This window comes from Enterobacter sp. BIDMC92, assembly GCF_001030225.1.
Classification (GTDB): Bacteria; Pseudomonadota; Gammaproteobacteria; order Enterobacterales; family Enterobacteriaceae; genus Enterobacter; species Enterobacter sichuanensis.
In genome coordinates this window covers 1,650,865-1,674,113 of record NZ_KQ087598.1, presented here as the reverse complement: position 1 = coordinate 1,674,113, position 23,249 = coordinate 1,650,865, and the positions used below count along the sequence as shown (strand labels likewise).

20 protein-coding genes are annotated in these 23,249 nt (G+C 55.0%); 10 read left to right on the top strand and 10 right to left on the bottom strand.

From position 1 onward, the window contains the following. The first annotated feature begins 12 nt into the window (after nucleotides 1-12). Both sulA and ompA read left to right on the top strand, forming a co-directional pair. Nucleotides 13-522, top strand: a complete 510-nt coding sequence (sulA, locus tag SP99_RS07570) for an SOS-induced cell division inhibitor SulA (protein ID WP_025755976.1) — start codon at nucleotides 13-15, stop codon at nucleotides 520-522. 354 nt (nucleotides 523-876) lie between these two features. Beyond that, nucleotides 877-1,932 (top strand): porin OmpA, encoded by a 1,056-nt coding sequence (ompA, locus tag SP99_RS07565; protein ID WP_023292865.1) that lies wholly within the window; start codon nucleotides 877-879, stop codon nucleotides 1,930-1,932. A gap of 62 nt (nucleotides 1,933-1,994) precedes the next feature. On the opposite strand, the gene matP is transcribed toward ompA, so the two are convergent. Beyond that, complete coding sequence (matP, locus tag SP99_RS07560; RefSeq protein WP_023332611.1) at nucleotides 1,995-2,447, bottom strand: macrodomain Ter protein MatP; 453 nt, start codon at nucleotides 2,445-2,447, stop codon at nucleotides 1,995-1,997. A 186-nt stretch (nucleotides 2,448-2,633) separates the two neighbouring features. On the opposite strand from matP, the gene SP99_RS07555 reads away from it, so the two are divergent. Then, complete coding sequence (locus tag SP99_RS07555; protein ID WP_047958174.1) at nucleotides 2,634-4,394, top strand: AAA family ATPase; 1,761 nt, start codon at nucleotides 2,634-2,636, stop codon at nucleotides 4,392-4,394. Between the two features lie 68 nt (nucleotides 4,395-4,462). Then, nucleotides 4,463-4,981 (top strand): 3-hydroxyacyl-[acyl-carrier-protein] dehydratase FabA, encoded by a 519-nt coding sequence (gene fabA / locus SP99_RS07550; protein WP_008499931.1) that lies wholly within the window; start codon nucleotides 4,463-4,465, stop codon nucleotides 4,979-4,981. A gap of 76 nt (nucleotides 4,982-5,057) precedes the next feature. Here fabA and rmf read toward each other — a convergent pair whose 3' ends face one another. The 6 genes from rmf to rlmKL all read right to left on the bottom strand — a co-directional run bounded on the left by rmf (nucleotide 5,058) and on the right by rlmKL (nucleotide 12,984). Then, nucleotides 5,058-5,225: a ribosome modulation factor gene (gene rmf / locus SP99_RS23080; protein ID WP_013097261.1), complete on the bottom strand. Its 168-nt coding sequence runs from the start codon at nucleotides 5,223-5,225 to the stop codon at nucleotides 5,058-5,060. Between the two features lie 255 nt (nucleotides 5,226-5,480). Beyond that, complete coding sequence (gene pqiC, locus SP99_RS07545; RefSeq protein WP_025755979.1) at nucleotides 5,481-6,047, bottom strand: membrane integrity-associated transporter subunit PqiC; 567 nt, start codon at nucleotides 6,045-6,047, stop codon at nucleotides 5,481-5,483. Further along, nucleotides 6,044-7,684 (bottom strand): intermembrane transport protein PqiB, encoded by a 1,641-nt coding sequence (pqiB, locus tag SP99_RS07540; RefSeq protein WP_047958173.1) that lies wholly within the window; start codon nucleotides 7,682-7,684, stop codon nucleotides 6,044-6,046. Before pqiB ends, pqiC begins: the two co-directional genes overlap by 4 nt. 4 nt (nucleotides 7,685-7,688) lie before the next feature. After that, nucleotides 7,689-8,942, bottom strand: a complete 1,254-nt coding sequence (gene pqiA, locus SP99_RS07535; protein WP_025755981.1) for a membrane integrity-associated transporter subunit PqiA — start codon at nucleotides 8,940-8,942, stop codon at nucleotides 7,689-7,691. A 13-nt stretch (nucleotides 8,943-8,955) separates the two neighbouring features. Then, on the bottom strand, nucleotides 8,956-10,863 hold the full coding sequence (locus tag SP99_RS07530) for an ABC transporter ATP-binding protein (protein ID WP_047958172.1): 1,908 nt from the start codon (nucleotides 10,861-10,863) through the stop codon (nucleotides 8,956-8,958). A gap of 12 nt (nucleotides 10,864-10,875) precedes the next feature. Further along, nucleotides 10,876-12,984 carry a bifunctional 23S rRNA (guanine(2069)-N(7))-methyltransferase RlmK/23S rRNA (guanine(2445)-N(2))-methyltransferase RlmL gene (gene rlmKL / locus SP99_RS07525; protein ID WP_045284707.1) on the bottom strand — a complete coding sequence of 703 codons (2,109 nt, stop codon included), beginning with the start codon at nucleotides 12,982-12,984 and terminating at the stop codon, nucleotides 10,876-10,878. A gap of 98 nt (nucleotides 12,985-13,082) precedes the next feature. Between rlmKL and SP99_RS07520 the strand changes: the two genes are divergently transcribed. Then, complete coding sequence (locus SP99_RS07520; protein WP_047958171.1) at nucleotides 13,083-14,192, top strand: YcbX family protein; 1,110 nt, start codon at nucleotides 13,083-13,085, stop codon at nucleotides 14,190-14,192. On the opposite strand, the gene zapC is transcribed toward SP99_RS07520, so the two are convergent. Both zapC and pyrD read right to left on the bottom strand, forming a co-directional pair. Beyond that, nucleotides 14,189-14,731 (bottom strand): cell division protein ZapC, encoded by a 543-nt coding sequence (zapC, locus tag SP99_RS07515; RefSeq protein WP_047958170.1) that lies wholly within the window; start codon nucleotides 14,729-14,731, stop codon nucleotides 14,189-14,191. The genes SP99_RS07520 and zapC overlap by 4 nt on opposite strands. Before the next feature lie 165 nt (nucleotides 14,732-14,896). Further along, complete coding sequence (gene pyrD / locus SP99_RS07510; RefSeq protein ID WP_045284708.1) at nucleotides 14,897-15,907, bottom strand: quinone-dependent dihydroorotate dehydrogenase; 1,011 nt, start codon at nucleotides 15,905-15,907, stop codon at nucleotides 14,897-14,899. Between the two features lie 249 nt (nucleotides 15,908-16,156). Here pyrD and ssuE point away from each other — a divergent pair, with 249 nt between their 5' ends. From ssuE to ssuB, 5 genes are read left to right on the top strand one after another with little or no spacing between them, the layout of a single operon-like run. Next, the gene (gene ssuE, locus SP99_RS07505; protein WP_025755987.1) at nucleotides 16,157-16,732 is read left to right on the top strand and encodes an NADPH-dependent FMN reductase; all 576 of its coding nucleotides are present in this window, start codon (nucleotides 16,157-16,159) and stop codon (nucleotides 16,730-16,732) included. Further along, nucleotides 16,725-17,687, top strand: coding sequence for a sulfonate ABC transporter substrate-binding protein (locus tag SP99_RS07500; protein WP_025755988.1), 963 nt, complete (start codon nucleotides 16,725-16,727; stop codon nucleotides 17,685-17,687). Before ssuE ends, SP99_RS07500 begins: the two co-directional genes overlap by 8 nt. Next, a complete protein-coding gene (gene ssuD, locus SP99_RS07495; protein WP_047958169.1) occupies nucleotides 17,684-18,829 on the top strand; it encodes an FMNH2-dependent alkanesulfonate monooxygenase in 1,146 nt (381 codons plus the stop codon). Before SP99_RS07500 ends, ssuD begins: the two co-directional genes overlap by 4 nt. 9 nt (nucleotides 18,830-18,838) lie before the next feature. Continuing rightward, the gene (gene ssuC / locus SP99_RS07490) at nucleotides 18,839-19,630 is read left to right on the top strand and encodes an aliphatic sulfonate ABC transporter permease SsuC (RefSeq protein WP_025755990.1); all 792 of its coding nucleotides are present in this window, start codon (nucleotides 18,839-18,841) and stop codon (nucleotides 19,628-19,630) included. Further along, nucleotides 19,627-20,397 (top strand): aliphatic sulfonates ABC transporter ATP-binding protein, encoded by a 771-nt coding sequence (ssuB, locus tag SP99_RS07485; RefSeq protein ID WP_047958168.1) that lies wholly within the window; start codon nucleotides 19,627-19,629, stop codon nucleotides 20,395-20,397. The genes ssuC and ssuB overlap by 4 nt, the downstream gene beginning before the upstream one ends. Before the next feature lie 84 nt (nucleotides 20,398-20,481). On the opposite strand, the gene pepN is transcribed toward ssuB, so the two are convergent. Further along, nucleotides 20,482-23,094, bottom strand: a complete 2,613-nt coding sequence (pepN, locus tag SP99_RS07480) for an aminopeptidase N (RefSeq protein ID WP_047958167.1) — start codon at nucleotides 23,092-23,094, stop codon at nucleotides 20,482-20,484. Nucleotides 23,095-23,249 lie beyond the last annotated feature (155 nt).

Sequence of the window (23,249 nt, the reverse complement as noted above, 5' to 3'; positions counted from 1 at the left end):
GCTGGAATGAATATGTACACTTCAGGCTATGCAAATCGCTCAACCTCTCTCTCTTCTACCGCAGGCAATGTCGCGCAGAATTCCGTCGAGCGTGTGTCCACGGGGCTTATCAGTGAAGTGGTTTATCGTGAAGACCAGCCCCTGTTGACGCAACTTCTGTTGTTGCCGTTATTGCAACAGCTCGGCCAGCAATCGCGCTGGCAGCTCTGGCTCACGCCTCAGCAAAAGCTGAGCCGTGAGTGGGTTCAGTCCGCGGGCCTCCCGCTGACAAAGGTTATGCAGATTAATCAACTCTCGCCTTGCGATACCGTTGAGTCGATGATCCGTGCGTTACGCACTGGAAATTACAGCGTGGTGATTGGCTGGTTGCCAGAAGAACTGACGGAAGAGGAACATTTCCGTCTGACGGAAGCGGCCGAAGAGGGGAACGCGATCGGGTTTATTATGCGTCCGGTTCGTTCGGATTCTTACCGCAGAGGACAACTTTCTGGGCTAAAAATTCACTCAAATTTGTATCATTGAGTGAAATTAAGATTATTCCTGGAAATTTTTTTGACAGCGAGATGGGATTTTAGTTCCCCACCTCAAAACTGCGGCAAGGCTTGTCTGGTGCGGTTCTCCTTAATTTTATTGCACAAAATTCGTTCAGAAAATGTTAAATATTAGGTATACGGAACTTTTTTTTTCATATGCCTGACGGACTTCACACTTGTAAGTTTTCAGCTACGTTGTAGACTTTACATCGCCAGGGGTGCTCGGCCTAAGCCGAAGATATCGGTAGATTTATATTTGACCACGCCCCCCGGTGAAGGATTTAACCGTGATTCTCTCTTGAGACTTTCATGGCGAATTTTGGATGATAACGAGGCGCAAAAAATGAAAAAGACAGCTATCGCGATTGCAGTGGCACTGGCTGGCTTCGCTACCGTAGCGCAGGCCGCTCCGAAAGATAATACCTGGTATGCAGGTGGTAAACTGGGCTGGTCTCAGTTCCACGACACCGGCTGGTACAACAGCAGCCTGAACAATGATGGCCCAACTCACGAGAGCCAGCTTGGTGCAGGTGCGTTCGGTGGCTATCAGGTTAACCCGTATGTTGGTTTTGAAATGGGTTACGACTGGTTAGGTCGTATGCCATACAAAGGCGACACCGTAAACGGCGCTTTCAAAGCACAGGGCGTTCAGCTGACCGCTAAACTGGGTTACCCAGTAACCGACGATCTGGACGTGTACACCCGTCTGGGCGGCATGGTATGGCGCGCTGACTCCAGCAACAGCATCGCTGGCGACGACCATGACACCGGTGTTTCCCCAGTATTCGCTGGTGGCGTTGAGTGGGCTATGACCCGTGACATCGCTACCCGTCTGGAATACCAGTGGGTTAACAACATCGGCGACGGCAACACCGTTGGTGTTCGTCCAGACAACGGCATGCTGAGCGTAGGTGTTTCCTACCGTTTCGGCCAGCAGGAAGAAGCAGCACCAGTTGTTGCTCCAGCGCCGGCTCCAGCTCCAGAAGTACAGACCAAGCACTTCACTCTGAAGTCTGACGTTCTGTTCAACTTCAACAAAGCTACCCTGAAACCAGAAGGTCAGCAGGCACTGGATCAGCTGTACACCCAGCTGAGCAACCTGGATCCTAAAGACGGTTCTGTAGTGGTTCTGGGCTTCACCGACCGTATCGGTTCTGACGCTTACAACCAGAAACTGTCTGAGAAACGTGCTCAGTCTGTTGTTGATTACCTGATCTCTAAAGGTATCCCAGCTAACAAGATCTCCCCACGTGGTATGGGCGAAGCTAACCCAGTTACTGGCAACACCTGTGACAACGTGAAAGCTCGCGCTGCACTGATCGACTGCCTGGCTCCAGATCGTCGCGTTGAGATCGAAGTTAAAGGCATCAAAGACGTTGTAACTCAGCCAGCGGCATAAGTTATCGTCTTATAAAAAAACCCCGCAATGCGGGGTTTTTTATTGTCCGAAGAAAGTAAAATCTACTTTTTGCCCAACAGAGCCTGAAGATCATTCTTCAGTGACGACATCTGGTTGGCGTACTTCTCTTTATGTTCGGCATCCTCAATCAGCTGCACGATGGTTTCCGACAGCGTTTTGCCCCGGCGCTGTGCCAGCCCTGCCAGGCGTTGCCAGACAACAAACTCCAGATCGATTGATTTTTTGCGCGTGTGTTGATGCTCAGCATTAAAATGCCGTTTTCGTCGCGCGCGGATAGTTTGCTTCATCCGGTTTAACAGCGCAGGATTAATGTGTTTTTCAATCCAGCCGTTAACCTGTACCGGTTCATTTTCGAGGGTCAGCAAAATATCCACGGCTTCTTGCGCCGCGCTGGCTTCGATATAGCAGGTGATCAGCTCCCCTTCACGGTGCTTTTTGACCAGGTACTTCCATTTCCAGCCGCTTTCGAGATTTTCCAGTTGTTGATATTTCATTGCGATCTCAGTGTTACCACGTAACTCTGTTCAGAATATCAGTTTTTTAGCAATCTGCTGAAAAGAAATCATATCCTGTGATGGAATGCAGCCCGTCCCGCATTCGAAATCCCCAATCCTGCTTGGGTAGAGCCCCCCGCTTACGGTATACTCCCCCCTTTTACATCTGACTAAAAAACATCAACTTTGACCATTACGAAACTTGCATGGCGTGACCTTGTTCCGGATAGCGAAAGCTATCAGGACGTGTTTGCACAGCCAGATCTCGCAAAAGAACACGAATTCATCCTTAGCGATACGCAGCCACGTTTGCATTATGCGCTGGAGCAGGTGTTGAGCCCATGGGCAACAGCGCCCTTCATGTTGCTCAAAGCCCCGGAAGAAGCGGAATACCTGACGCTGATTGGGGATGCTGTGCGCCAGTTACAGCCGGAATCGAACGCAGTCTTTGGCGGCCAATATCGTATCGCGGGACATGATGTCACTTTCGAACCCTCAACCCAGGCTGATGACCGTTTTGCCGCTAAGGGCGAGGTGATTACCGCTAACTGGGTCGAGGCTGAACAACTCTTTGGTTGTCTGCGCCAGTTTAACGGTGAGCTGTCCCTGCAGCCTGGGCTGGTGCATCGCGCAAATGGCGGTGTCCTCATCATCTCACTGCGTACCCTGCTCTCGCAGCCGCTGTTGTGGATGCGTCTGAAAACCATCGTACACCAGCAACGCTTCGACTGGGTTGGCTATGATGAGTCTCGTCCCCTGCCGGTCGCTGTGCCATCTATGCCGTTGACGCTGACCGTCGTGTTGACGGGCGACCGTGAATCGCTGGCGGATTTCCAGGAAATGGAGCCGGAGCTGGCTGAGCAGGCGGTGTATAGCGAATACGAAGATAACATCCAGATTGCCGATGCCGATGATATGACCCAGTGGTGTCAGTGGGTGATGACGGTGGCGGAACGTTTTGCGTTGCCAACGCCTGCGGCCGACGCGTGGCCGGGCTTAATGCGCGAAGCGGTGCGCTATACCGGCGATCAAGAAACCCTGCCTCTCTGCCCGCTGTGGATCAGCAAACAGCTGCGTGAAGTGGGTGTTATCAGCGGTAACGGTACGTTCACCGGAGAACAGCTTGCTCAGATGCTGGCGCAGCGCGAGTGGCGAGAAGGCTACCTTGCTGACCGTATGCAGGATGAAATCCTGCTGGAACAAATTCTGGTGGAGACCGAAGGCGAACGCGTCGGGCAGATTAACGCCCTGTCGGTGATTGAGTTCCCTGGCCACCCACGCGCGTTTGGGGAGCCTTCCCGTATCAGCTGCGTGGTGCATATTGGTGATGGTGAATTCACCGATATCGAACGCAAAGCCGAACTGGGCGGGAACATTCATGCGAAAGGCATGATGATCATGCAGGCGTTTTTAATGTCTGAGCTGCAGCTTGAGCAGCAGATCCCCTTCTCCGCCTCGCTGACGTTTGAGCAGTCCTACAGCGAAGTGGATGGCGATAGTGCCTCTATGGCAGAGCTGTGTGCCTTAATCAGCGCCCTGGCGGACGTGCCGATCAATCAGAACATCGCAATCACTGGTTCGGTGGATCAATTTGGTCGTGCTCAGCCTGTAGGAGGCCTCAATGAAAAAATCGAAGGCTTCTTTTCCATCTGCCAGCAGCGTGGTTTAAACGGCAAACAGGGTGTGATTATTCCTGCGCCTAACGCACGCCATTTAAGCCTCAGTCAGGATATTCTGGATGCGGTTGAACAAGGGCAATTCACTCTCTGGGCCATCGAAGGGATTGAGGATGCACTACCCTTACTGACAAACCTGGTTTGGGATGGCGAAGGGCAAACAACCCTGATGCAGACCATCCAGGAGCGAATTGCTCAGGCGACACAACAGGATGCTCGTCATCGTTATCCATGGCCGTTACGCTGGTTAAGCTGGTTTAGTTCGAACTGATCGGACTTGTTCAGCGTACACGTGTTAGCTATCCTGCGTCCTTCACTATAATAAGGCTTACTGAGAACATGGTAGATAAACGCGAATCCTATACAAAAGAAGATCTTCTTGCCTCTGGTCGCGGTGAACTGTTTGGCGCAAAAGGCCCGCAGTTACCGGCCCCGAACATGCTGATGATGGACCGTGTCGTGAAAATGACCGAAACCGGCGGCAACTTCGATAAGGGTTACGTAGAAGCAGAACTCGATATCAACCCGGACCTGTGGTTCTTCGGTTGCCACTTTATTGGCGATCCGGTAATGCCTGGCTGTCTGGGCCTGGATGCTATGTGGCAGCTGGTTGGCTTCTATCTGGGCTGGCTGGGCGGCGAAGGTAAAGGCCGCGCGCTGGGCGTGGGCGAAGTGAAATTCACGGGTCAGGTGCTGCCTACCGCGAAGAAAGTGACCTATCGTATTCACTTCAAGCGCATCGTGAACCGCCGCCTGATTATGGGCCTGGCAGATGGCGAAGTGCTGGTAGACGGTCGTCTGATTTACAGCGCGAGCGACCTGAAAGTGGGTCTGTTCCAGGACACCTCCGCGTTCTGATAGTGCGTTTCGCAACGCCAGACCAGAAAGGCGAAACCTCCGCATTGCGGAGGTTTCTTTTTTTAAAGAGACGTTATCAGGCTATGAGTGCCCTGTCGCCGATGGCTTCTCGCCAGCCTCCAAGCCATTGTGACCTTTGATTTATCGTCTGATAAGGACACATTTCTTTAGAACGTCCAGCGATGCCGGCCTGATAACCACGTTGATGAGCCCGTTCCAGGCGATCTCGTTTCTGTCTCTTCATGCCTCGTTTCCCTCATTCTTTTGTCTGGTGGAAAGAAAACAGTGTCTGCACTCTATGTACAGGCACAGATAACGAATACCCCGAATTAGTCGCAGCGTCAATGTTCAAAATTCATACGGGTGTCATATTTGTGAGCTAGCCAGAAGATAATTTGTACAAAAAATGTGATGCGGCACAAGTAACAAACTGAAGTGAAAACGAAAAAAAACCGCAATCAGCGACGGGCCGGTTGCGGTTTTTGATGATGAATTTTACTTATGGCAGCCGAGAAATTTCCCTGGCGATACTGGCCGACTCCTGTGCCCAACCCTGAGCCAGGACTTTCACCATTTCGTCATAACCATCTTTCTGCTGTTTCAACTCCAGATGGAAAGGACGCTTGATCAGTTGCCCCTGATGATTCAGCAACCACTCCCCGCTGATCACCACCGCACCGTCATAACGGCCATGGAAGCCCGTTACTGTAACATTCAGCGTATCCTGATCGTTACCCAGCGGCTGCGATGCGACAACCCAACCCGGAAGCTGGCTGCCCAGATTGGCCACCAGCGTGTTGCGCAGCTGCTGATCCAGCGGGCTGGCCCACAGATTGTTCGTCGCAATCACGTATTTAACGTCGCTGGTCTGATAAACCACGCCGTTTCCGGCGAGGTAATCCGGCACGTTAACCTGCTCAACCCACAGCTGGCGGCTTCCCAGACTTGCCGTGCTTTGCCCGCCACTCTGGGTCGCCACAGGAAGCTGATAGTAGCTTTTGTTATCTACGCCTGAACTGCATGCCGTTAACAGCAGAGCACTCACCATCACTAGCCACTTATTCATTCTTTTGCCCTCTTCGGCTCAGGATCCTTTTTATCTTTCGCTTCGAATACCAGCGCGTTGCTCTTCTCGTTGAGCGTTTTCAGTACGGGCTGCAGTTCACGCAAGACCTGATCAAGACGCTGCATATCCGCCACCATCTTGTTATAGGCCGCTGAGCCAGGCTGGAAGCCCTGCATACTGCGGTTCAGCTCACGCAGCGTTTTCTGCATGTCCTGCGGCAACTGCTGCATACTCTGGCTGGCGGTGATCTTGTTGATATTATCCAGCGTGGTCTGCAGACGTTGCATTGTCTCCTGGCTCTGGTGTAACGAACCGGTCGCCGCTTCAATCATCGGATTCAGTGGCAGATTGTTAATCTTATCCAGGGTTTCCATCAGACGCTGCTGGATCTGAGCCAGACCGCTGCTCACCGTTGGGATAATTTTGTAGCCACCGAATTCACGGATACCGGTAATCGGCGGCGCTTTCGGATAGAAGTCCATATCCACATACAGCGCACCGGTCACCAGATTGCCGGTTTTCAACGATCCACGCAGACCGCGTTCCATCAGCTGGGTGATATGGGCAACAATATCTCGATTTTCGCCAATCTGGTTAAGCAGACGCTCCGGTTCGATGCGGATCAGCACCGGAATGCGGTAATCATCATCCAGTACCTGCTGAAGGCCCGGGACGAAGAACGGAACTTGCCCCACCGTACCGAGACGAATGCCGCGGAACTCAACAGGCGCCCCCGGCTGCAGGCCGCGAACGGAATCTTTAAAGAACATCAGGAAGTCAACGTGATCGGTATAGAGCGCATCCTGAATACTTTTTTGATCGTCAAAGAGTCGGAAGGCGGTGTTCTCTGTAACCGGCTGCCCCAGATCGAGGCCTTCCGGGACGTCAAAGCTTACGCCTCCGCCAAACAGCGTGGTCAGCGAACCCATTTCAACGCGCATGCCTGCCGACGTCAGATCCACTGCGATCCCGCTGTCTTTCCAGAAACGGACGTTGCTGGTGACCAGTCGATCGTTTGGCGCATTAATGAAGAGCTGATAGCTGATCGCTCTTTTCTGCGGATCAAAGGTGCTTTTCTCAACCGACCCGACGCGATAGCCACGGAACAGTACCGGGTCTCCCGCCGTGAGCTGGCCTGCTTTCTTGCTGTCGAGGATCACGCGGATACCCTTGGCATCAGGCGGCGCAAGCGGTGGCGAATCCAGAAGCTGGTATTTGGCTGGCTGGTTACCCTTAGCGCCGGGCTGAAGCTCAATATAGGCCCCCGATAGCAGCGTCCCTAAACCGCTGATCCCTTCACGCCCCACCTGCGGTTTAACGACCCAGAACACGGAATCGCCATGCAGCAGTTTTTCCATGCCGGCATTAAGGCGCGCCTTAATCTCCACATGGGTCAAATCGTCGGTCAGGGTTGCGCTTTCAACCACCCCCACATCCACGCTACGGCTTTTGATGGTCGTTTTACCGCCCTCAATCCCCTCGGCATTGGTGGTTATCAGCGTCACTTCCGGTCCCTGATGACTGTAATGATAAAACAGGATCCAGGCACCGATCAGCGCCGTCACGATGGGAAAAATCCACACCGGTGACCAGTTTTTGACCTTCTGCACTTTCGCCTCTCCACTCTTATTTTCCATGCTCTTACTCTTCCTCATGGCTTGATTCAGGCTCACGATCCCACGATAAACGAGGGTCGAAGGTCATGGCCGCAAACATGGTCATAATCACAACCAGCGCAAACATTAAAGCCCCCATCGCGGGATAAATACTCATCAGACCGCCCATCCGCACCAGCGCAGAGAGAACGGCAATCACAAACACGTCAATCATTGACCAGCGTCCGACAAACTCGACCACTTCATAAATCAGATGCATGCGTTCACTGTCGCGTTTTCCGTGGCCTTTCGCATCCCAGCAGAGCCAGGCGATGGCGATCATTTTTAACGTTGGCACCATAATACTGGCGATAAAGATAACGCCGGCGACCGGGTAGGAACCCTCCCCCCACAGCAGTATGACCCCGGCGAGGATCGTCGAGGGCATTTTATCCCCGAGCAAATCAGTGATCATGATCGGCAGAATATTGGCCGGCAGATAGAGCATGATGGAGGTCACCAGCAGCGCCATCGTCCACTGCAAGCTATTTTTACGGCGTACATGACCTTTCGTTTCACAGCGCGGACAAACGTCAAGATCGGCGGGCAGCACAGCGGTACAGCACGGGCACGAACGCAGCCCCTGCCGAATACCCGGTACGCCAACTTTCACCGTCTGCGCAAGCGTCGGTGCCGGCGCGATATCGTCCCACACCCAGCGCCTGTCGACGCACTGGAAGGCGCGCAGCTGCAGGACGCAGTACAGACACCAGGGAATAAAACTGCTGCCGATCCCCACGTCACCGTACGCCATCAGCTTCACGAAACTGACCAGAATGCCCGCCAGGAAGATCTCGGCCATCCCCCAGCTTTTGAGCTGAAAAAGGATACGCGCGAGTTTGATTTTCAGTGATGGTGGCATCCTGACGCGGTTTACCAGCATCAGGATAACGACCAGACAAAAAGCCGGGACTATCTGAACGAAGAGCAGAAAAAAGGTGCCGAGGCTGGCGTAATCTTCTGAGAACATCACGCCCGGAATTTCAAGCAAATCCACCTGGCTGGTCATCCCCCCCACCTTCATATAGATGAACGGGAAGAGATTGGAGAGCAGCAGCATGAACAGTGCCGCCAGTGCGTAAGCGGTGGGACGCTGCCGCGGCGCGTCCCACTCGGTTGTCAACGTCGTACCGCAACGTGGACACAGGGCTTTATGTCCGTGACCAAGCTCTGGCAACGCCACGAGCATATCGCATTGCGAGCATAATATATGCCTGTCGGCATGGTGCTGGTCACACATATGTTATCCCTGTTTATGCGCCGTTTTTAAGAGACTCAAGGTACTCCCAGCGCTCAAAGGCGTCTTCCAGGGCTTTTTCAGCCGCGGAGAGTTCAGCCAATACTTTCTGAGTATAGTCATGCGATTGGGTAAAGAATGACGCATCAGCAACCTGTTTTTGCAGATCCTCAAGCGCGGCCTCTAGTTCTTCAAGACGCTGCGGTAGCCCCTCCAGTTCGCGCTGCAGGTTATAGCTTAGTTTAGCCGAGGTTTTCTTGACAGTTTCTGCTTTTGTTACAACAGGTTCAGAACTTATTTTGGACTTTGCCTGTTTCTGCGCCAGAGACTGCGACTGCTGCCCTTTTGCATCGTGATAGCCGCCGACATATTGTCCAATTCGACCTTCACCTTCGAAAATCCAGCACTCGGTCACGGTGTTATCAACAAACTGACGATCGTGGCTGACGAGCATCACGGTTCCCTGATAGCCATCAATCAGTTCTTCCAGCAGTTCCAGCGTTTCGACATCCAGATCGTTGGTCGGTTCATCGAGGATCAGCAGGTTGCTTGGCTTCAGGAACAGACGTGCCAGCAGAAGACGATTTCGCTCACCGCCTGACAGGGCACGTACCGGCGTCATCGCACGTTTCGGATGGAACAGGAAGTCCTGCAGGTAGCCCAGCACATGGCGCGGCTTGCCGTTCACCATCACCTCCTGCTTACCTTCGGCGAGGTTATCCATCACCGTTCTGTCCGGATCCAGCTCCGCGCGGTGCTGATCGAAGTAGGCCACTTCGAGTTTCGTACCGCAGTGAATGCGTCCGCTGTCGGCCTGAAGCTGTCCGAGCATCAGTTTCAACAGCGTGGTTTTACCGCAGCCGTTCGGGCCAATCAGGGCGATTTTGTCACCGCGCTGGACCTGAGCCGAGAACTCTTTCACCAGGACTTTACCGTCAACCTGATAGTTCACGTTTTCCATTTCGAAGACAATCTTGCCGGAACGGGAGGCCTCTTCCACCTGCATTTTGGCGCTGCCCATCACTTCACGGCGTTCGCTACGTTCACGGCGCATGGCCTTCAGGGCACGCACGCGGCCTTCGTTACGGGTACGGCGGGCTTTAATCCCCTGGCGGATCCACACCTCTTCCTGCGCCAGCTTGCGGTCAAACTCGGCATTCTGCAGTTCTTCCACGCGCAGGTTTTCTTCTTTCTCCAGCAGATAGGTATCGTAATCGCCTGGATAAGTCACCAGCTTACCGCGGTCGAGATCGACAATACGCGTCGCCATATTGCGAATAAACGAACGGTCGTGAGAGATGAAGATGATGGTGCCGCTGAAGGTTTTCAGGAACCCTTCCAGCCAGTCAATCGCTTCGATATCCAGGTGGTTGGTGGGTTCGTCCAGCAGCAGCACCTTCGGCCCGCTGACCAGCGCGCGACCCAGGGCCGCTTTACGCAGCCAGCCACCGGAGAGCGCCGACAACTCCATATCCGCTTCGAGACCAAGCTGCGCCAGCACCTCATTAATACGGTTTTCAAGCTGCCACAGGCCGTGGTGATCGAGCATCTCCTGCACTTTAGCCAGCTCGTTGAGATTCTTGTCGCTCGGGTCGGTCATCACCAGATGCGAAATCTCATGATAGCGCTTCAGGTATTCAGCCTGCTCAGAGATGCCTTCCGCCACGAAATCGTACACGCTGCCGGTCACGTGGCGCGGTGGATCCTGCTGCAGGCGGGAGACAATCAGATCCTGTTCGTAAACAATCCGGCCGTCATCCAGGCCCTGTTCACGGTTGAGGATTTTCATCAGCGTGGATTTACCCGCGCCATTGCGGCCCACCAGACAGACGCGCTCGTTATCTTCGATGTGCAGTTCGGCATTATCGAGAAGTGGTGCGTCGCTGAATGAGAGCCACGCGCCGTGCATACTAATTAAAGACATTTATTTTTCCTTTCAGACCGCGGTAATCAACCAGCAGTTATGGATTTGACGGTTACGGGCAAAGTCCTGAGACAGCGTTTTTTGGCTGATTTCTTGTGCTTTCAGTCCCAGGGCTGCTAAGCCGTCATGATCCATACGGAAGCCGCGTTTGTTGTTCGAGAACATAATCGTGCCGCCTTTACGCAGCAGGCGTTTCAGGTCGGTCATCAGGCGCAGGTGATCGCGTTGTACATCAAAGCTATCTTCCATACGCTTGGAGTTGGAGAAGGTCGGCGGATCGATAAAGATCAGGTCGAACTGCTCATCGGTATCACGCAGCCAGCCCAGCACGTCGGCCTGCATCAGACGATGCTGACGCCCGGTTAAGCCGTTCAGGCGCAGGTTGCGCTCCGCCCACTCCAGATAGGTGCGGGACATATCGACCGTGGTAGTGCTGCGCGCACCGCCCAGACCCGCATGCACGCTGGCGCTGCCGGTATAGGAGAACAGGTTGAGGAAATCTTTACCCTTGCTCATCTGGCCCAGCATACGGCGGGCGATACGGTGGTCAAGGAACAGACCGGTATCGAGGTAGTCGGTCAGGTTAACCCACAGGCGGGCGTTATATTCGCCCACTTCGATAAAGTCGCCCTTCTCGCCCATCTTCTGATACTGGTTTTTCCCTTTCTGCCGTTCACGGGTTTTGAGCACCAGTTTGTTTGGCGCAATCCCCAGCACGGCGATGGTGGCGGCAATGACGTCCAGCATGCGCTGACGCGCTTTTTGCGCATCAATGGTTTTTGGTGGCGCGTATTCCTGAATCACCACCCAGTCCGCGTAGCGGTCAACCGCCACGTTGTACTCCGGCAGATCGGCGTCATACAGGCGATAGCATTCAATGCCTTCCTGCTTCGCCCATTTTTCAAATTTCTTCAGGTTCTTACGCAGACGGTTAGCGTAATCTTCCGCCACGCCCGACGGTTTGCTGTCCGCCGCCTTCTCTGCCAGATGGTAGTTTTTCTGCACGCAGTCCAGCGGGCCATTCTTCGCCTTAAACTGGCGATCGGCGCGCAGTTGCAGGCAGCTCAGCAATTCCGGTGAGGCGCTAAAGAGGGAGAGATTCCAGCCGCCAAAGTAATCTTTCATGTTGCGGCCGAGCAGGCTGTGCAGGGCAATCAGCGCCGGTTCGCTGTCGAGACGCTCACCGTATGGCGGGTTGCTGATAACCGTACCGTAAGGCCCTTTCGGCAGCGGGTTGGTCAGGTTGGCGACATCTTTCACCTCGAAGGTGATCAGCTCGCCGATACCGGCACGACGGGCGTTGCTGCGCGCACGTTCAATCACGCGCGGATCGCTGTCCGAACCGTAGAAGTGGGAGGTGTACTCCGCCAGGCCTTTACGTGCGCGGGCCTGAGCGTCCGCTTTCACCTCTTTCCAGATGGCTTCATCGTGCTGCGCCCAGCCTTTGAAGCCCCACTGGCCGCGGTGCAGTCCCGGCGCGCGGTCGGTGGCCAGCATAGCCGCTTCAATCAGCAGCGTACCGGAGCCACACATCGGGTCGAGCAATGGCGTGCCTGGCTGCCAGCCGGAGCGCATCACGATGGCGGCGGCCAGGGTTTCTTTGATCGGTGCCATACCGGTGCGATCGCGGTAGCCACGCAGATGTAAGCCCGCCCCGCTCAGATCGAGAGAGATACTTGCTGTGTCACCATTGAGCCAGACGTTAATGCGCAGATCCGGGTTTTCACGATCGACGTTTGGTCGTTCCTTATTTTTACGCGTGAAACAGTCCACAATGGCGTCTTTGACGCGCAAGGCACCGTACTGGCTGTTGCGGATCTCGTCGTTCACGCCGTTGAAATGCACCGCGAAGGTGGCATCTGGAGTGAAGATCTCTGTCCAGTCGATCATCTGAACGCCGGTATAGAGGTCAAGGTCACTGTAAACCTTACACTCCTTCATCGGCAGCATGATGCGCGATGCCAGACGGCTCCACATCAGGCTCTGGTAAATAAGCCGTGTGTCGCCCTCGAAATGGACACCACCCTGAACCACCTGGCACTCTTGCGCACCCAGGGCTTCCAGTTCAGTTTTTAACAGCTCTTCCAGCCCACGGGCCGTACTGGCAAACAGAGAATTCATATCGTCACTTTTACTCTAAGAAAATTGTCGCGCATTATAGCTAATATGGCGTGTATGTCATAAAGTTGAGGGCTTATTTTCATTCGAGGGACTGTGCAGTGGCGACCTTATCCAGGCTTTTTATTCATCCGGTGAAATCCATGCGTGGCATCGGCGTTTCTCACGCCCTGGCCGACATGAGCGGATTTGCCTTCGATCGTATCTTCATGGTCACCGAGCCGGACGGGACGTTCATTACCGCACGCCAGTTCCCGCAGATGGTTCGCTTTACCCCTTCCCCGCTTCATGACGGTTTGCACCTGACCGCACCGGATGGTGAAAGTCGGGTGATCCGCTTTGCTGATTTTGCGCCTGTCGATGCGCCAACGGAAGTGTGGGGCAATCATTTTACCGCGCGCATTGCCCCGGAAGAAATTAACCGCTGGCTGAGCGGCTTTTTCTCCCGCGACGTGCAGCTTCGCTGGGTTGGGCCGGAACTGACACGTCGCGTGAAGCGTCACGACGCGGTTCCGCTCTCCTTCGCCGATGGTTTCCCGTTCCTGCTGACCAATGAAGCCTCGCTGCGTGATTTACAACGCCGCTGCAAAGCCAGCGTTCAGATGGAGCAGTTCCGTCCGAACCTGGTGGTGACGGGAGCAGACGCCTGGGAAGAAGATACCTGGAAAGTAATCCGCATTGGCAGCGTTATTTTCGACGTGGTGAAGCCCTGCAGCCGCTGCATTTTCACGACGGTGAGTCCGGAGAAAGGCCAGAAGCACCCTTCCGGCGAGCCGCTGAAAACCCTGCAGTCCTTCCGTACCGCGCAGGATAACGGCGATGTCGATTTTGGCCAGAACCTTATCCCACGCTCCAGCGGCGCGATCCGTGTCGGTGACGAGGTAGAAATTCTTGCCCGTGGACCCGCACGCGTTTACGGCGCAGGCCAGGAAGAGGAGTCTGTCGATATTGAGACGCCAGTCAGCTCGGCGGTGGATATTCACTGGCAGGGCAGCGTCATTCGGGGAAACAATCAGCAGGTTTTACTTGAGCAACTGGAACAAGCGGGGATCCGCATACCCTATTCCTGCCGCGCGGGGATCTGTGGCTGCTGTCGAATTAAACTGGTGGAGGGCGAGGTCAGTGCGCTGAAAAAGTCAGCGATTGCCGAAGACGGGACCATTCTGTGCTGCAGCTGTATCCCAAAAACGTCGGTACAGCTGGAAGCTTAAACCGCCTGCTCAAGGCTGAACGAGTCCATACGCAACTGCGGTTTCAGCCTGTCGTTCATTACCTTTATGGCATCCCCAAGCTGCATCGTCCGCCCGGCAATGGTCACGCCGGGCTGGGCCAGCAGACAGAGCGCGGCATTTTCGCCAGGCTCAACCACCAGCAAACTGACATCTTCTGCCGTATCGCTCAGGTTGACGCAGGCTGCGTCACCCGTTGCCGGGGTCCAGTTCATGTTGTGCGCAAGAAAGTGCCAGCTTTTCGGCATCTGTGGTTTCAGGAAACGGATCGCGACCAGCGCATTTAATACCAGTTCGGCACGCTGCTCTTTAGAGAGAACCAGATCGCGACATTTCTCCTCAAAGGAGAAATAAAGCGCAGCGTCATCCACGCAAAAGCCAGACGGGGAAAACGCATCCGGGGTTAACATTCGGCGGGCGAAACGAGAACGAAACAACATGCCATTGGCTAAATCGAGCATCATTCGATCGTGCTCGTCGCAAAAATACCAGCGCCAGTTATCGTCAGGTTTAATTCGCATGTTTCTCTCCCGTACCCAAACGTCCTGTACTAAAAATGTCCTGATTGCCGCTTCGTTTATAACACCATTAATAAAAGACCATAATGTCTAAATAAGCAACAGTGACGGAATATAAAACAACCAGGGCTGGAAATAAAGCCCTGGTTGTCTGATTAGGAGAAAAGATTAGATATGAGTAACGATTTCTTTAATCAGCGGCGGCCCTTTAAAAATAAAGCCGGAATAGATTTGCACCAGTGACGCACCTGCCGCCATCTTCTCGCGCGCAGCTATCACGGAGTCAATGCCACCGACGCCAATAATCGGCAGGCGTCCTTTTAATTCCGCAGACAGGGCACGAATAATTTCGGTGCTTTTTAATTGTACCGGACGACCGCTTAACCCACCCGCTTCATCACAGTTTTTCATTCCCTGTACGAGGGAGCGATCGAGGGTGGTATTGGTCGCAATCACGCCATCAATATTATGGCGAACTAAACTGTCAGCAACCTGGATCAATTCTTCCGCAGAAAGATCCGGGGCGATCTTAACCGCCACCGGAACATATTTATGGTGGATCGCCTGCAGGGCATTTTGTTTATTTTTAATGGCGCTCAGAAGATCGTCCAGCGCTTCACCATATTGTAAGGATCGCAGGCCCGGAGTATTGGGTGAAGAAATATTCACCGCGATATAACCGGCATAGGCGTAGACTTTTTCCATACAAATCAGGTAGTCATCTTTACCCTGCTCGACTGGCGTATCTTTATTTTTGCCGATATTGATGCCTAATACCCCATCAAAATGGGCTTTTTTTACGTTCTCCACCAGGTGATCCACACCGTGGTTGTTAAAGCCCATGCGGTTGATCAACCCTTCGGCTTCGACCAGGCGGAACAGGCGCGGCTTGTCATTTCCCGGCTGCGGACGCGGGGTGACGGTACCAATTTCGATGGAGCCAAATCCCATCGCGCCCAGGGCATCAATGCACTCGCCATTTTTATCCAGACCTGCCGCCAGACCCAGCGGGTTTTTAAAAGTCAGTCCCATGCACTGCACAGGTTTTTCCGGCACGTTCTGGCGCACCAGTGCCGCCAGCGGCGTTCCGGTAATACGACGTAATTGCTGGAATGTAAATTCATGAGCGCGCTCAGGATCGAGCTGGAAAAGGGCTTTACGAACGAAGGGGTAGTACATGAACTCTCCTGGATTCCCGGTGTGCAAACCGGGAGGGGATTATGGGCGATCCCGGCGCGAAAGGGAATTGACCTGTGGCAAAAAAAGCCGCGTAAAACGCAATCGTTTACCTGCCCGGGGATTTCTTATGCTCTTTTTCGCATTTTAATTGCAGATAAATCATTTAGTGGAATAACCGCGCGATGTCACACTCCTGAAAATTGTTATGAATGTTAGATAAAAGCAAACAATTGGTTATAAGGAGGAAGTATGCGCGTCATTACTCTGGCCGGAAGTCCACGATTCCCTTCGCGCTCCAGCGCCCTGCTGGAATATGCCCGTGAAAAGCTCAATGCCCTGGATGTGGAAGTGTGCCACTGGAACCTGCATAACTTCGAACCTGAGGATCTGCTCTACGCCCGTTTTGACAGCCCCGCGCTCAAAACCCTGACAGAACAGCTTAAAGACGCGGACGGCTTAATCGTCGCCACGCCGATTTATAAAGCCTCTTTTTCCGGCGCACTGAAAACCTTGCTTGATTTGCTTCCTGAACGCGCACTGGATGGCAAGGTGGTGTTGCCGCTGGCCACAGGCGGCACAGTCGCCCATTTACTGGCGGTGGATTACGCCCTGAAGCCGGTCCTGAATGCGCTGAAAGCGCAGGAGATCCTCCACGGCGTCTTCGCGGATGACTCCCAGGTCATTGACTATCAGCACAAACCACACTTTACGCCTAATCTGCAAACCCGCCTCGATAACGCTCTGGAAACCTTCTGGCATGCCCTGCATCGCAGGGATATTCAGGCTCCGGCGTTTGGTCAGCCTCAAGGAGTCGCTCATGTTTAAAATCTTATCACGCGTCGGACTGGCAGGTCTGATGGCACTGACGTCGCTGGCCCATGCCGCAGATAACGCCCCTGAGAGCTTACGCATCGGTTACCAGAAAGGCAGCGTGAGTATGGTGCTGGCCAAAAGCCACCAGCTTCTGGAAAAACGCTTCCCGGACACCAAATTCTCCTGGGTTGAGTTTCCCGCTGGCCCCCAGATGCTGGAAGCCCTGAACGTCGGCAGTATTGATCTGGGCAGTACAGGCGATATTCCGCCAATATTCGCCCAGGCCGCCGGAGCGGACCTCGTCTACGTGGGCGTTGAGCCGCCTAAACCGAAGGCCGAAGTGATTCTGGTACCGGAAAAGAGCGACATCAAAAGCGTCGCCGATCTTAAAGGACATAAAGTTGCGTTTCAGAAAGGTTCCAGCTCGCATAACCTGCTGTTGCGTGCCCTGCAGGAAGCCGGGCTGAAGTTCACCGATATTCAGCCCGTCTATCTGACCCCGGCTGATGCGCGCGCCGCCTTCCAGCAAGGGAATGTGGATGCCTGGGCCATCTGGGATCCGTACTACTCGGCCGCACTGCTGCAGGGCGGCGTGCGGGTACTGAAAGACGGTACCACCCTGAAACAGACCGGCTCGTTCTACCTTGCCGCAAAACCGTATGCGGAAAAAAACGGCGCATTTATTCAGAACGTACTGGATACCTTTACCCAGGCCGATGCCCTGACTCAAAGCCAGCGTCAGGAGAGTATTGCCCTGCTGGCAAAAACCATGGGCTTACCTGAACCGGTGATCGCGAGCTATCTCAGCCACCGTCCACCGACCACCATTTCCCCCGTAGATGCACACGTTGCCGCACTTCAGCAGCAAACCGCTGACCTCTTCTATCAAAATCACCTGGTTCCTAAGCAGGTGGATATTCGTGAACGTATCTGGCAACCCGCAGGCAAAGAAGGAACAAAATCATGAGTCTGAATCTTTTCTGGTTTTTACCCACCCACGGTGATGGACACTATCTTGGTACAGAAGAGGGTTCACGCCCGGTTGACCACGGCTATCTGCAGCAGATAGCGCAGGCGGCGGATCGCATCGGTTTCACCGGGGTACTGATCCCAACCGGACGATCCTGTGAAGATGCCTGGCTGGTCGCCGCCTCGATGATCCCGGTGACTCAGCGGCTAAAGTTCCTGGTTGCGTTGCGCCCGAGCGTCGTCTCCCCCACCGTGGCAGCGCGTCAGGCGGCAACCCTCGACAGACTGTCCAACGGTCGCGCCCTGTTTAACCTGGTGACGGGTAGCGATCCCCAGGAGCTGGCGGGCGACGGAGTGTTCCTCGACCACACCGAGCGCTATGAGGCCTCTGCCGAGTTCACCCGCGTCTGGCGACGTCTGCTGGAGGGTGAAACCGTGACCTTCGAAGGCAAGCATATTCACGTTCGCGACGCGAAGCTTTACTTCCCGCCGGTGCAGCAGCCGCGCCCTCCCCTCTATTTTGGCGGATCGTCAGATGTGGCGCAGGACCTGGCGGCAGAGCAGGTCGATCTGTATCTCACCTGGGGCGAACCGCCTGAGCTGGTAAAAGAAAAAATTGACCAGGTCCGCGCCAAAGCGGCCGCGCATGGCCGCAAGGTGCGCTTCGGTATTCGTCTGCATGTGATTGTGCGTGAGACCAATGAAGAAGCCTGGCAGGCGGCCGACCGTCTGATTTCTCATCTGGATGATGAGACTATCGCCAAAGCGCAGGCCGCGTTTGCCAAAACTGACTCTGTAGGACAGCACCGGATGGCATCCCTGCACAACGGCAAACGCGAGAATCTGGAGATCAGCCCGAACCTGTGGGCAGGCGTGGGTCTGGTGCGCGGCGGTGCGGGTACGGCGCTGGTCGGCGACGGTCCAACCGTGGCCGCGCGGATTAATGAATACGCAGAGCTTGGGATCGACAGCTTTATTCTCTCAGGCTATCCGCACCTGGAAGAGGCGTATAAGGTGGGCGAACTGCTGTTCCCGCATCTGGATGTGGCCATCCCGGAAATTCCCCAGCCCCGCCAGCTGCAGCTGCAGGGCGAAGCCGTGGCCAACGAATTTATCCCGCGAAAAGTTGCGCAAAGCTAAGGAGTAACCATGTCTGCCACCTCACAAAAATGGTTGCTGCGCGCCGCGCCGTGGTTTTTACCCGTCGGTATTGTGGCTATCTGGCAGCTCGCGTCGTCCACCGGCTGGCTGTCGAGCCGCATTCTGCCCTCCCCGGAGGGCGTTATCGAAGCGTTCTGGTCGTTAAGCGTCAGCGGCGAGCTGTGGCAGCATCTGGCGATCAGCTCCTGGCGCGCGGTGATTGGTTTTTCCATCGGCGGTAGCATCGGCCTGGTGCTGGGGTTGATCAGCGGCCTGTCCCGCTGGGGTGAACGGCTGCTGGATACGTCCATTCAGATGCTGCGCAACGTGCCGCATCTGGCGCTGATCCCGCTGGTGATTTTATGGTTTGGTATTGATGAGAGCGCCAAGATTTTCCTCGTGGCGCTGGGCACGCTATTCCCGATTTACATCAACACCTGGCACGGCATCCGCAACATCGATCGCGGTCTGGTGGAGATGGCGCGCAGCTACGGTTTATCAGGCTTCGCGCTATTTACTCACGTCATTCTGCCCGGCGCCCTGCCCTCGATTATGGTCGGGGTGCGTTTTGCGCTCGGTCTGATGTGGCTGACGCTGATCGTCGCGGAAACCATCTCTGCCAACTCCGGCATTGGCTATCTGGCGATGAACGCCCGCGAATTCCTGCAAACGGATGTGGTCGTGGTCGCCATCATCCTTTACGCCCTGCTCGGCAAACTCGCCGATGTGAGCGCCCAGTGGCTGGAACGCAGCTGGCTACGCTGGAATCCGGCCTATACCACTTCGGAGGCGAAAGCATGAACACAGCCCGACTGACTCAGGGTACCCCGCTGTTACTCAGCGGTGTCACCAAACGCTATGGTGAAAACACCATTCTTAACGGACTGGATCTGCACATTCCCGCCGGGCAATTTGTGGCCGTTGTCGGCCGCAGCGGCGGCGGCAAGAGCACACTGTTGCGTCTTTTAGCGGGGCTGGAGTCCCCCAACGGCGGCGACATTCTGGCAGGCACGACGCCGCTGGCCAATATTCAGGACGATACCCGTATGATGTTCCAGGACGCGCGGCTGCTGCCGTGGAAAACAGTCATCGACAATGTCGGGCTCAGTCTTAAGGGCAACTGGCGGGATGAAGCCCGCCAGGCGCTGGCCGCGGTTGGGCTGGAAAATCGAGCCGATGAATGGCCTGCGGCGTTGTCGGGTGGACAGAAGCAGCGTGTGGCGCTGGCGCGGGCGTTGATTCACCGTCCGGGCCTGCTGTTGCTCGATGAACCGCTGGGCGCGCTCGATGCCCTGACGCGAATCGACATGCAGGATTTGATTGCATCCCTCTGGCAGGCGCACGGCTTTACGGTGCTGCTGGTGACGCATGACGTGAGCGAAGCCGTCGCAATGGCCGACCGGGTGCTGTTAATAGAAGACGGGAAAATTGGGCTGGATCTGACGGTAGACCTTCCACGCCCTCGTCGCGTCGGTTCCGCAAGGCTGGCGGAGCTCGAAGCTGAAGTGCTGGATCGGGTGATGAAACGGGGGGGGAATGAGCGCGCGTTGATCAAAGCTAATGCCTGATGCCCTCACCCCGACCCTCTCCCACAGGGAGAGGGAGAAAACCCTATGTAGGCCCGGTAAGCGTAGCGCCACCGGGCTTTTACATCAGGCCAACGCTTTAGCAATCTTCTCGTACAGATCGCCTGACAGGTTTTCCAGCCCTTTCAGTTGCTCAAGCGCGGCACGCATCTTCGCCTGACGCTTCTCGTCGTAACGTTTCAGACGGATCAGCGGCTCAATCAGACGCGATGCCACCTGCGGGTTACGGCTGTTCAGCTCAGTCAGCATTTCAACCATAAACTGATAACCGCTGCCATCTTCGGCGTGGAACGCCGCCGGGTTGCTGCTGGCAAACGCACCAATCAGGGAGCGCACGCGGTTGGGGTTGCTCATGGTAAAGGAGCGATGCTTCAGCAGGCTGCGAACGGTGCTGAGGGCATCGGCCGCCGGACTGGTCGCCTGCAGAATGAACCACTTGTCCATCACCAGACCATCCTGATGCCATTTGTCGTCGTACTCCTGCATCAGCGCATCACGGCAAGGCAGTTCAGCTGCAACGCTTGCCCCCAGCGCGGCCAGCGCGTCGGTCATGTTATCCGCGTCGTGATACTGCTTGCTCACCAGGGTGTTCGCCAGCCCGGTTTCACCAAACGCCAGATAGCGCAGGCAGGTGTTACGCAGAGAACGTTTACCGATGTCCGCATGCTCCACGCGATACGCGTCAAGCTTATTGGCGTTGTAGACCGCCAGGAACTCATCGGCCAGCTCGGTCGCCAGCGTGCGGGTCAGCGCTTCACGCACCGCCACGATGGCGATCGGGTCAATAATGTCAAACAGCTCCGCAATTTCCGTCGCGGACGGCAGAGTCAGGATTTCAGCCGCCAGTGCCGGATCAATCTTCTCGTCCAGCAGGATGGCGCGGAACGCGTCAGCCACATGAACCGGCAGCGTCAGCGGCTGGCCCTGCTGGTAACGGTTCACGTTCAGCTTGATGTAGGTTGCCAGCAGGCTTTGTGCCGCATCCCAGCGGGAGAAGTCGTTGCGCGCGTGACGCATCAGGAACGTCAGTTGCTGATCGCTCCACTTGTACTCCAGCTTCACTGGCGCAGAGAATTCACACAGCAGCGCAGGTACCGGCTGGAAATAGACGTTATCGAAGATAAAGGTCTGCTCGGCCTGGGTCACGTTCAACACGTGGTGCACCGGGTGGCCGCCCTTCTGGAGTGGGATGACGTTGCCTTCGTTATCGTACAGCTCAATACTGAACGGAATATGAAGCGGATATTTCTCTTCCTGCTCTGCCGTAGGCGGCGTGCGCTGACTGATGGTCAGCGTGTACTGCTCGGTTTCCGGATTGTAATCGTCTTTGATGGTGACAATCGGCGTACCGGCCTGGCTGTACCAGCGGCGGAAATGAGAGAGATCGACATTGGAGGCATCTTCCATCGCCTGCACAAAGTCGTCGCAGGTGGCCGCACTGCCGTCATGACGCTCAAAGTACAGCTGCATCCCTTTCTGGAAATTCTCCTCACCCAGCAGGGTGTGGATCATACGGATAATTTCCGCCCCTTTTTCATACACCGTCAGGGTGTAGAAGTTGTTCATCTCAATGACTTTATCCGGGCGGATCGGGTGCGCCATTGGGCTGGCATCTTCCGCAAACTGCAGGCCACGCATGGTACGCACGTTGTTGATGCGGTTTACCGCACGAGACCCCAGATCGGAGCTGAACTCCTGGTCACGGAAGACGGTCAGGCCCTCTTTCAGGCTCAGCTGGAACCAGTCACGGCAGGTGACGCGGTTACCGGTCCAGTTGTGGAAATACTCGTGGCCGATGACGCGCTCGATATCGAGATAATCTTTATCGGTGGCGGTATCGGTACGCGCCAGCACATATTTGGAGTTAAAGACGTTAAGACCTTTGTTCTCCATTGCGCCCATGTTGAAGAAGTCAACAGCGACGATCATATAGATGTCGAGGTCGTATTCGAGGCCGAAGCGCTCTTCGTCCCACTTCATAGAGTTGATGAGCGAGGTCATCGCCCATGGGGCGCGGTCCAGGTTTCCGCGGTCAACAAACAGCTCCAGCGCCACCTCGCGACCCGAGCGCGTTTTGAAGGTGTCGCGCAGCACGTCGAAATCTCCCGCTACCAGCGCAAACAGGTAGCACGGTTTCGGGAACGGATCCTGCCACTGAACCCAGTGACGGCCATTTTCCAGCTCGCCTTCACCGACGCGGTTACCGTTGGAGAGCAGGAAGGGATAAAGCTTTTTATCGGCGATGATTTTGGTGGTGAAGCGCGCCAGAACGTCCGGGCGGTCCAGATACCAGGTAATGTGACGGAACCCTTCCGCTTCGCACTGGGTGCACAACGCCACGCCAGACTGATAAAGCCCTTCCAGCGCCGTGTTGGCGGCCGGGCTGATTTCATTCACGATGCGCAGCGTAAACTTTTCCGGCAGGTTGTCGATGACCAGCTGGTTGTTTTCTTCTTTATAGTCAGACCACGCTTCATCATTAATCTGCAGGGAGACCAGCGTCAGGTCTTCACCATCCAGACGCAGCGGCACGGCCGTTGCGCTGTGGCGCGTCACCTGGCTCACCGCCGTCACAACGGTTTTAGTGGCATCCAGGTCAAAAGTCAGATCGATATCGCTAATCAGGTAATCCGGCGCACGGTAGTCGTGGCGGTATTTGGCTTGTGGCTGTTGTGTCATAGAAAACCTTATGCATCGTTTGTCGAGTAACGTTTCAATATATTCCTGTTGTGTAAAACGCGCTACGCAGAATGTTCATCTTTTCAGGAACAAAACCCTTTTTTGCTACATTTATATAACACGGGGCACAAAATGCCCTCGACCCTTAAACGCGC

Coding starts and splice junctions, on each gene's coding strand:
- sulA (WP_025755976.1), top strand. CDS start 13: ATGTACACTTCAGGCTATGCAAATCGCTCAACCTCTCTCTCTTCTACC.
- ompA (WP_023292865.1), top strand. CDS start 877: ATGAAAAAGACAGCTATCGCGATTGCAGTGGCACTGGCTGGCTTCGCT.
- matP (WP_023332611.1), bottom strand. CDS start 2,447: ATGAAATATCAACAACTGGAAAATCTCGAAAGCGGCTGGAAATGGAAG.
- fabA (WP_008499931.1), top strand. CDS start 4,463: ATGGTAGATAAACGCGAATCCTATACAAAAGAAGATCTTCTTGCCTCT.
- rmf (WP_013097261.1), bottom strand. CDS start 5,225: ATGAAGAGACAGAAACGAGATCGCCTGGAACGGGCTCATCAACGTGGT.
- pqiC (WP_025755979.1), bottom strand. CDS start 6,047: ATGAATAAGTGGCTAGTGATGGTGAGTGCTCTGCTGTTAACGGCATGC.
- pqiB (WP_047958173.1), bottom strand. CDS start 7,684: ATGGAAAATAAGAGTGGAGAGGCGAAAGTGCAGAAGGTCAAAAACTGG.
- pqiA (WP_025755981.1), bottom strand. CDS start 8,942: ATGTGTGACCAGCACCATGCCGACAGGCATATATTATGCTCGCAATGC.
- SP99_RS07530 (WP_047958172.1), bottom strand. CDS start 10,863: ATGTCTTTAATTAGTATGCACGGCGCGTGGCTCTCATTCAGCGACGCA.
- rlmKL (WP_045284707.1), bottom strand. CDS start 12,984: ATGAATTCTCTGTTTGCCAGTACGGCCCGTGGGCTGGAAGAGCTGTTA.
- zapC (WP_047958170.1), bottom strand. CDS start 14,731: ATGCGAATTAAACCTGACGATAACTGGCGCTGGTATTTTTGCGACGAG.
- pyrD (WP_045284708.1), bottom strand. CDS start 15,907: ATGTACTACCCCTTCGTTCGTAAAGCCCTTTTCCAGCTCGATCCTGAG.
- ssuE (WP_025755987.1), top strand. CDS start 16,157: ATGCGCGTCATTACTCTGGCCGGAAGTCCACGATTCCCTTCGCGCTCC.
- SP99_RS07500 (WP_025755988.1), top strand. CDS start 16,725: ATGTTTAAAATCTTATCACGCGTCGGACTGGCAGGTCTGATGGCACTG.
- ssuD (WP_047958169.1), top strand. CDS start 17,684: ATGAGTCTGAATCTTTTCTGGTTTTTACCCACCCACGGTGATGGACAC.
- ssuC (WP_025755990.1), top strand. CDS start 18,839: ATGTCTGCCACCTCACAAAAATGGTTGCTGCGCGCCGCGCCGTGGTTT.
- ssuB (WP_047958168.1), top strand. CDS start 19,627: ATGAACACAGCCCGACTGACTCAGGGTACCCCGCTGTTACTCAGCGGT.
- pepN (WP_047958167.1), bottom strand. CDS start 23,094: ATGACACAACAGCCACAAGCCAAATACCGCCACGACTACCGTGCGCCG.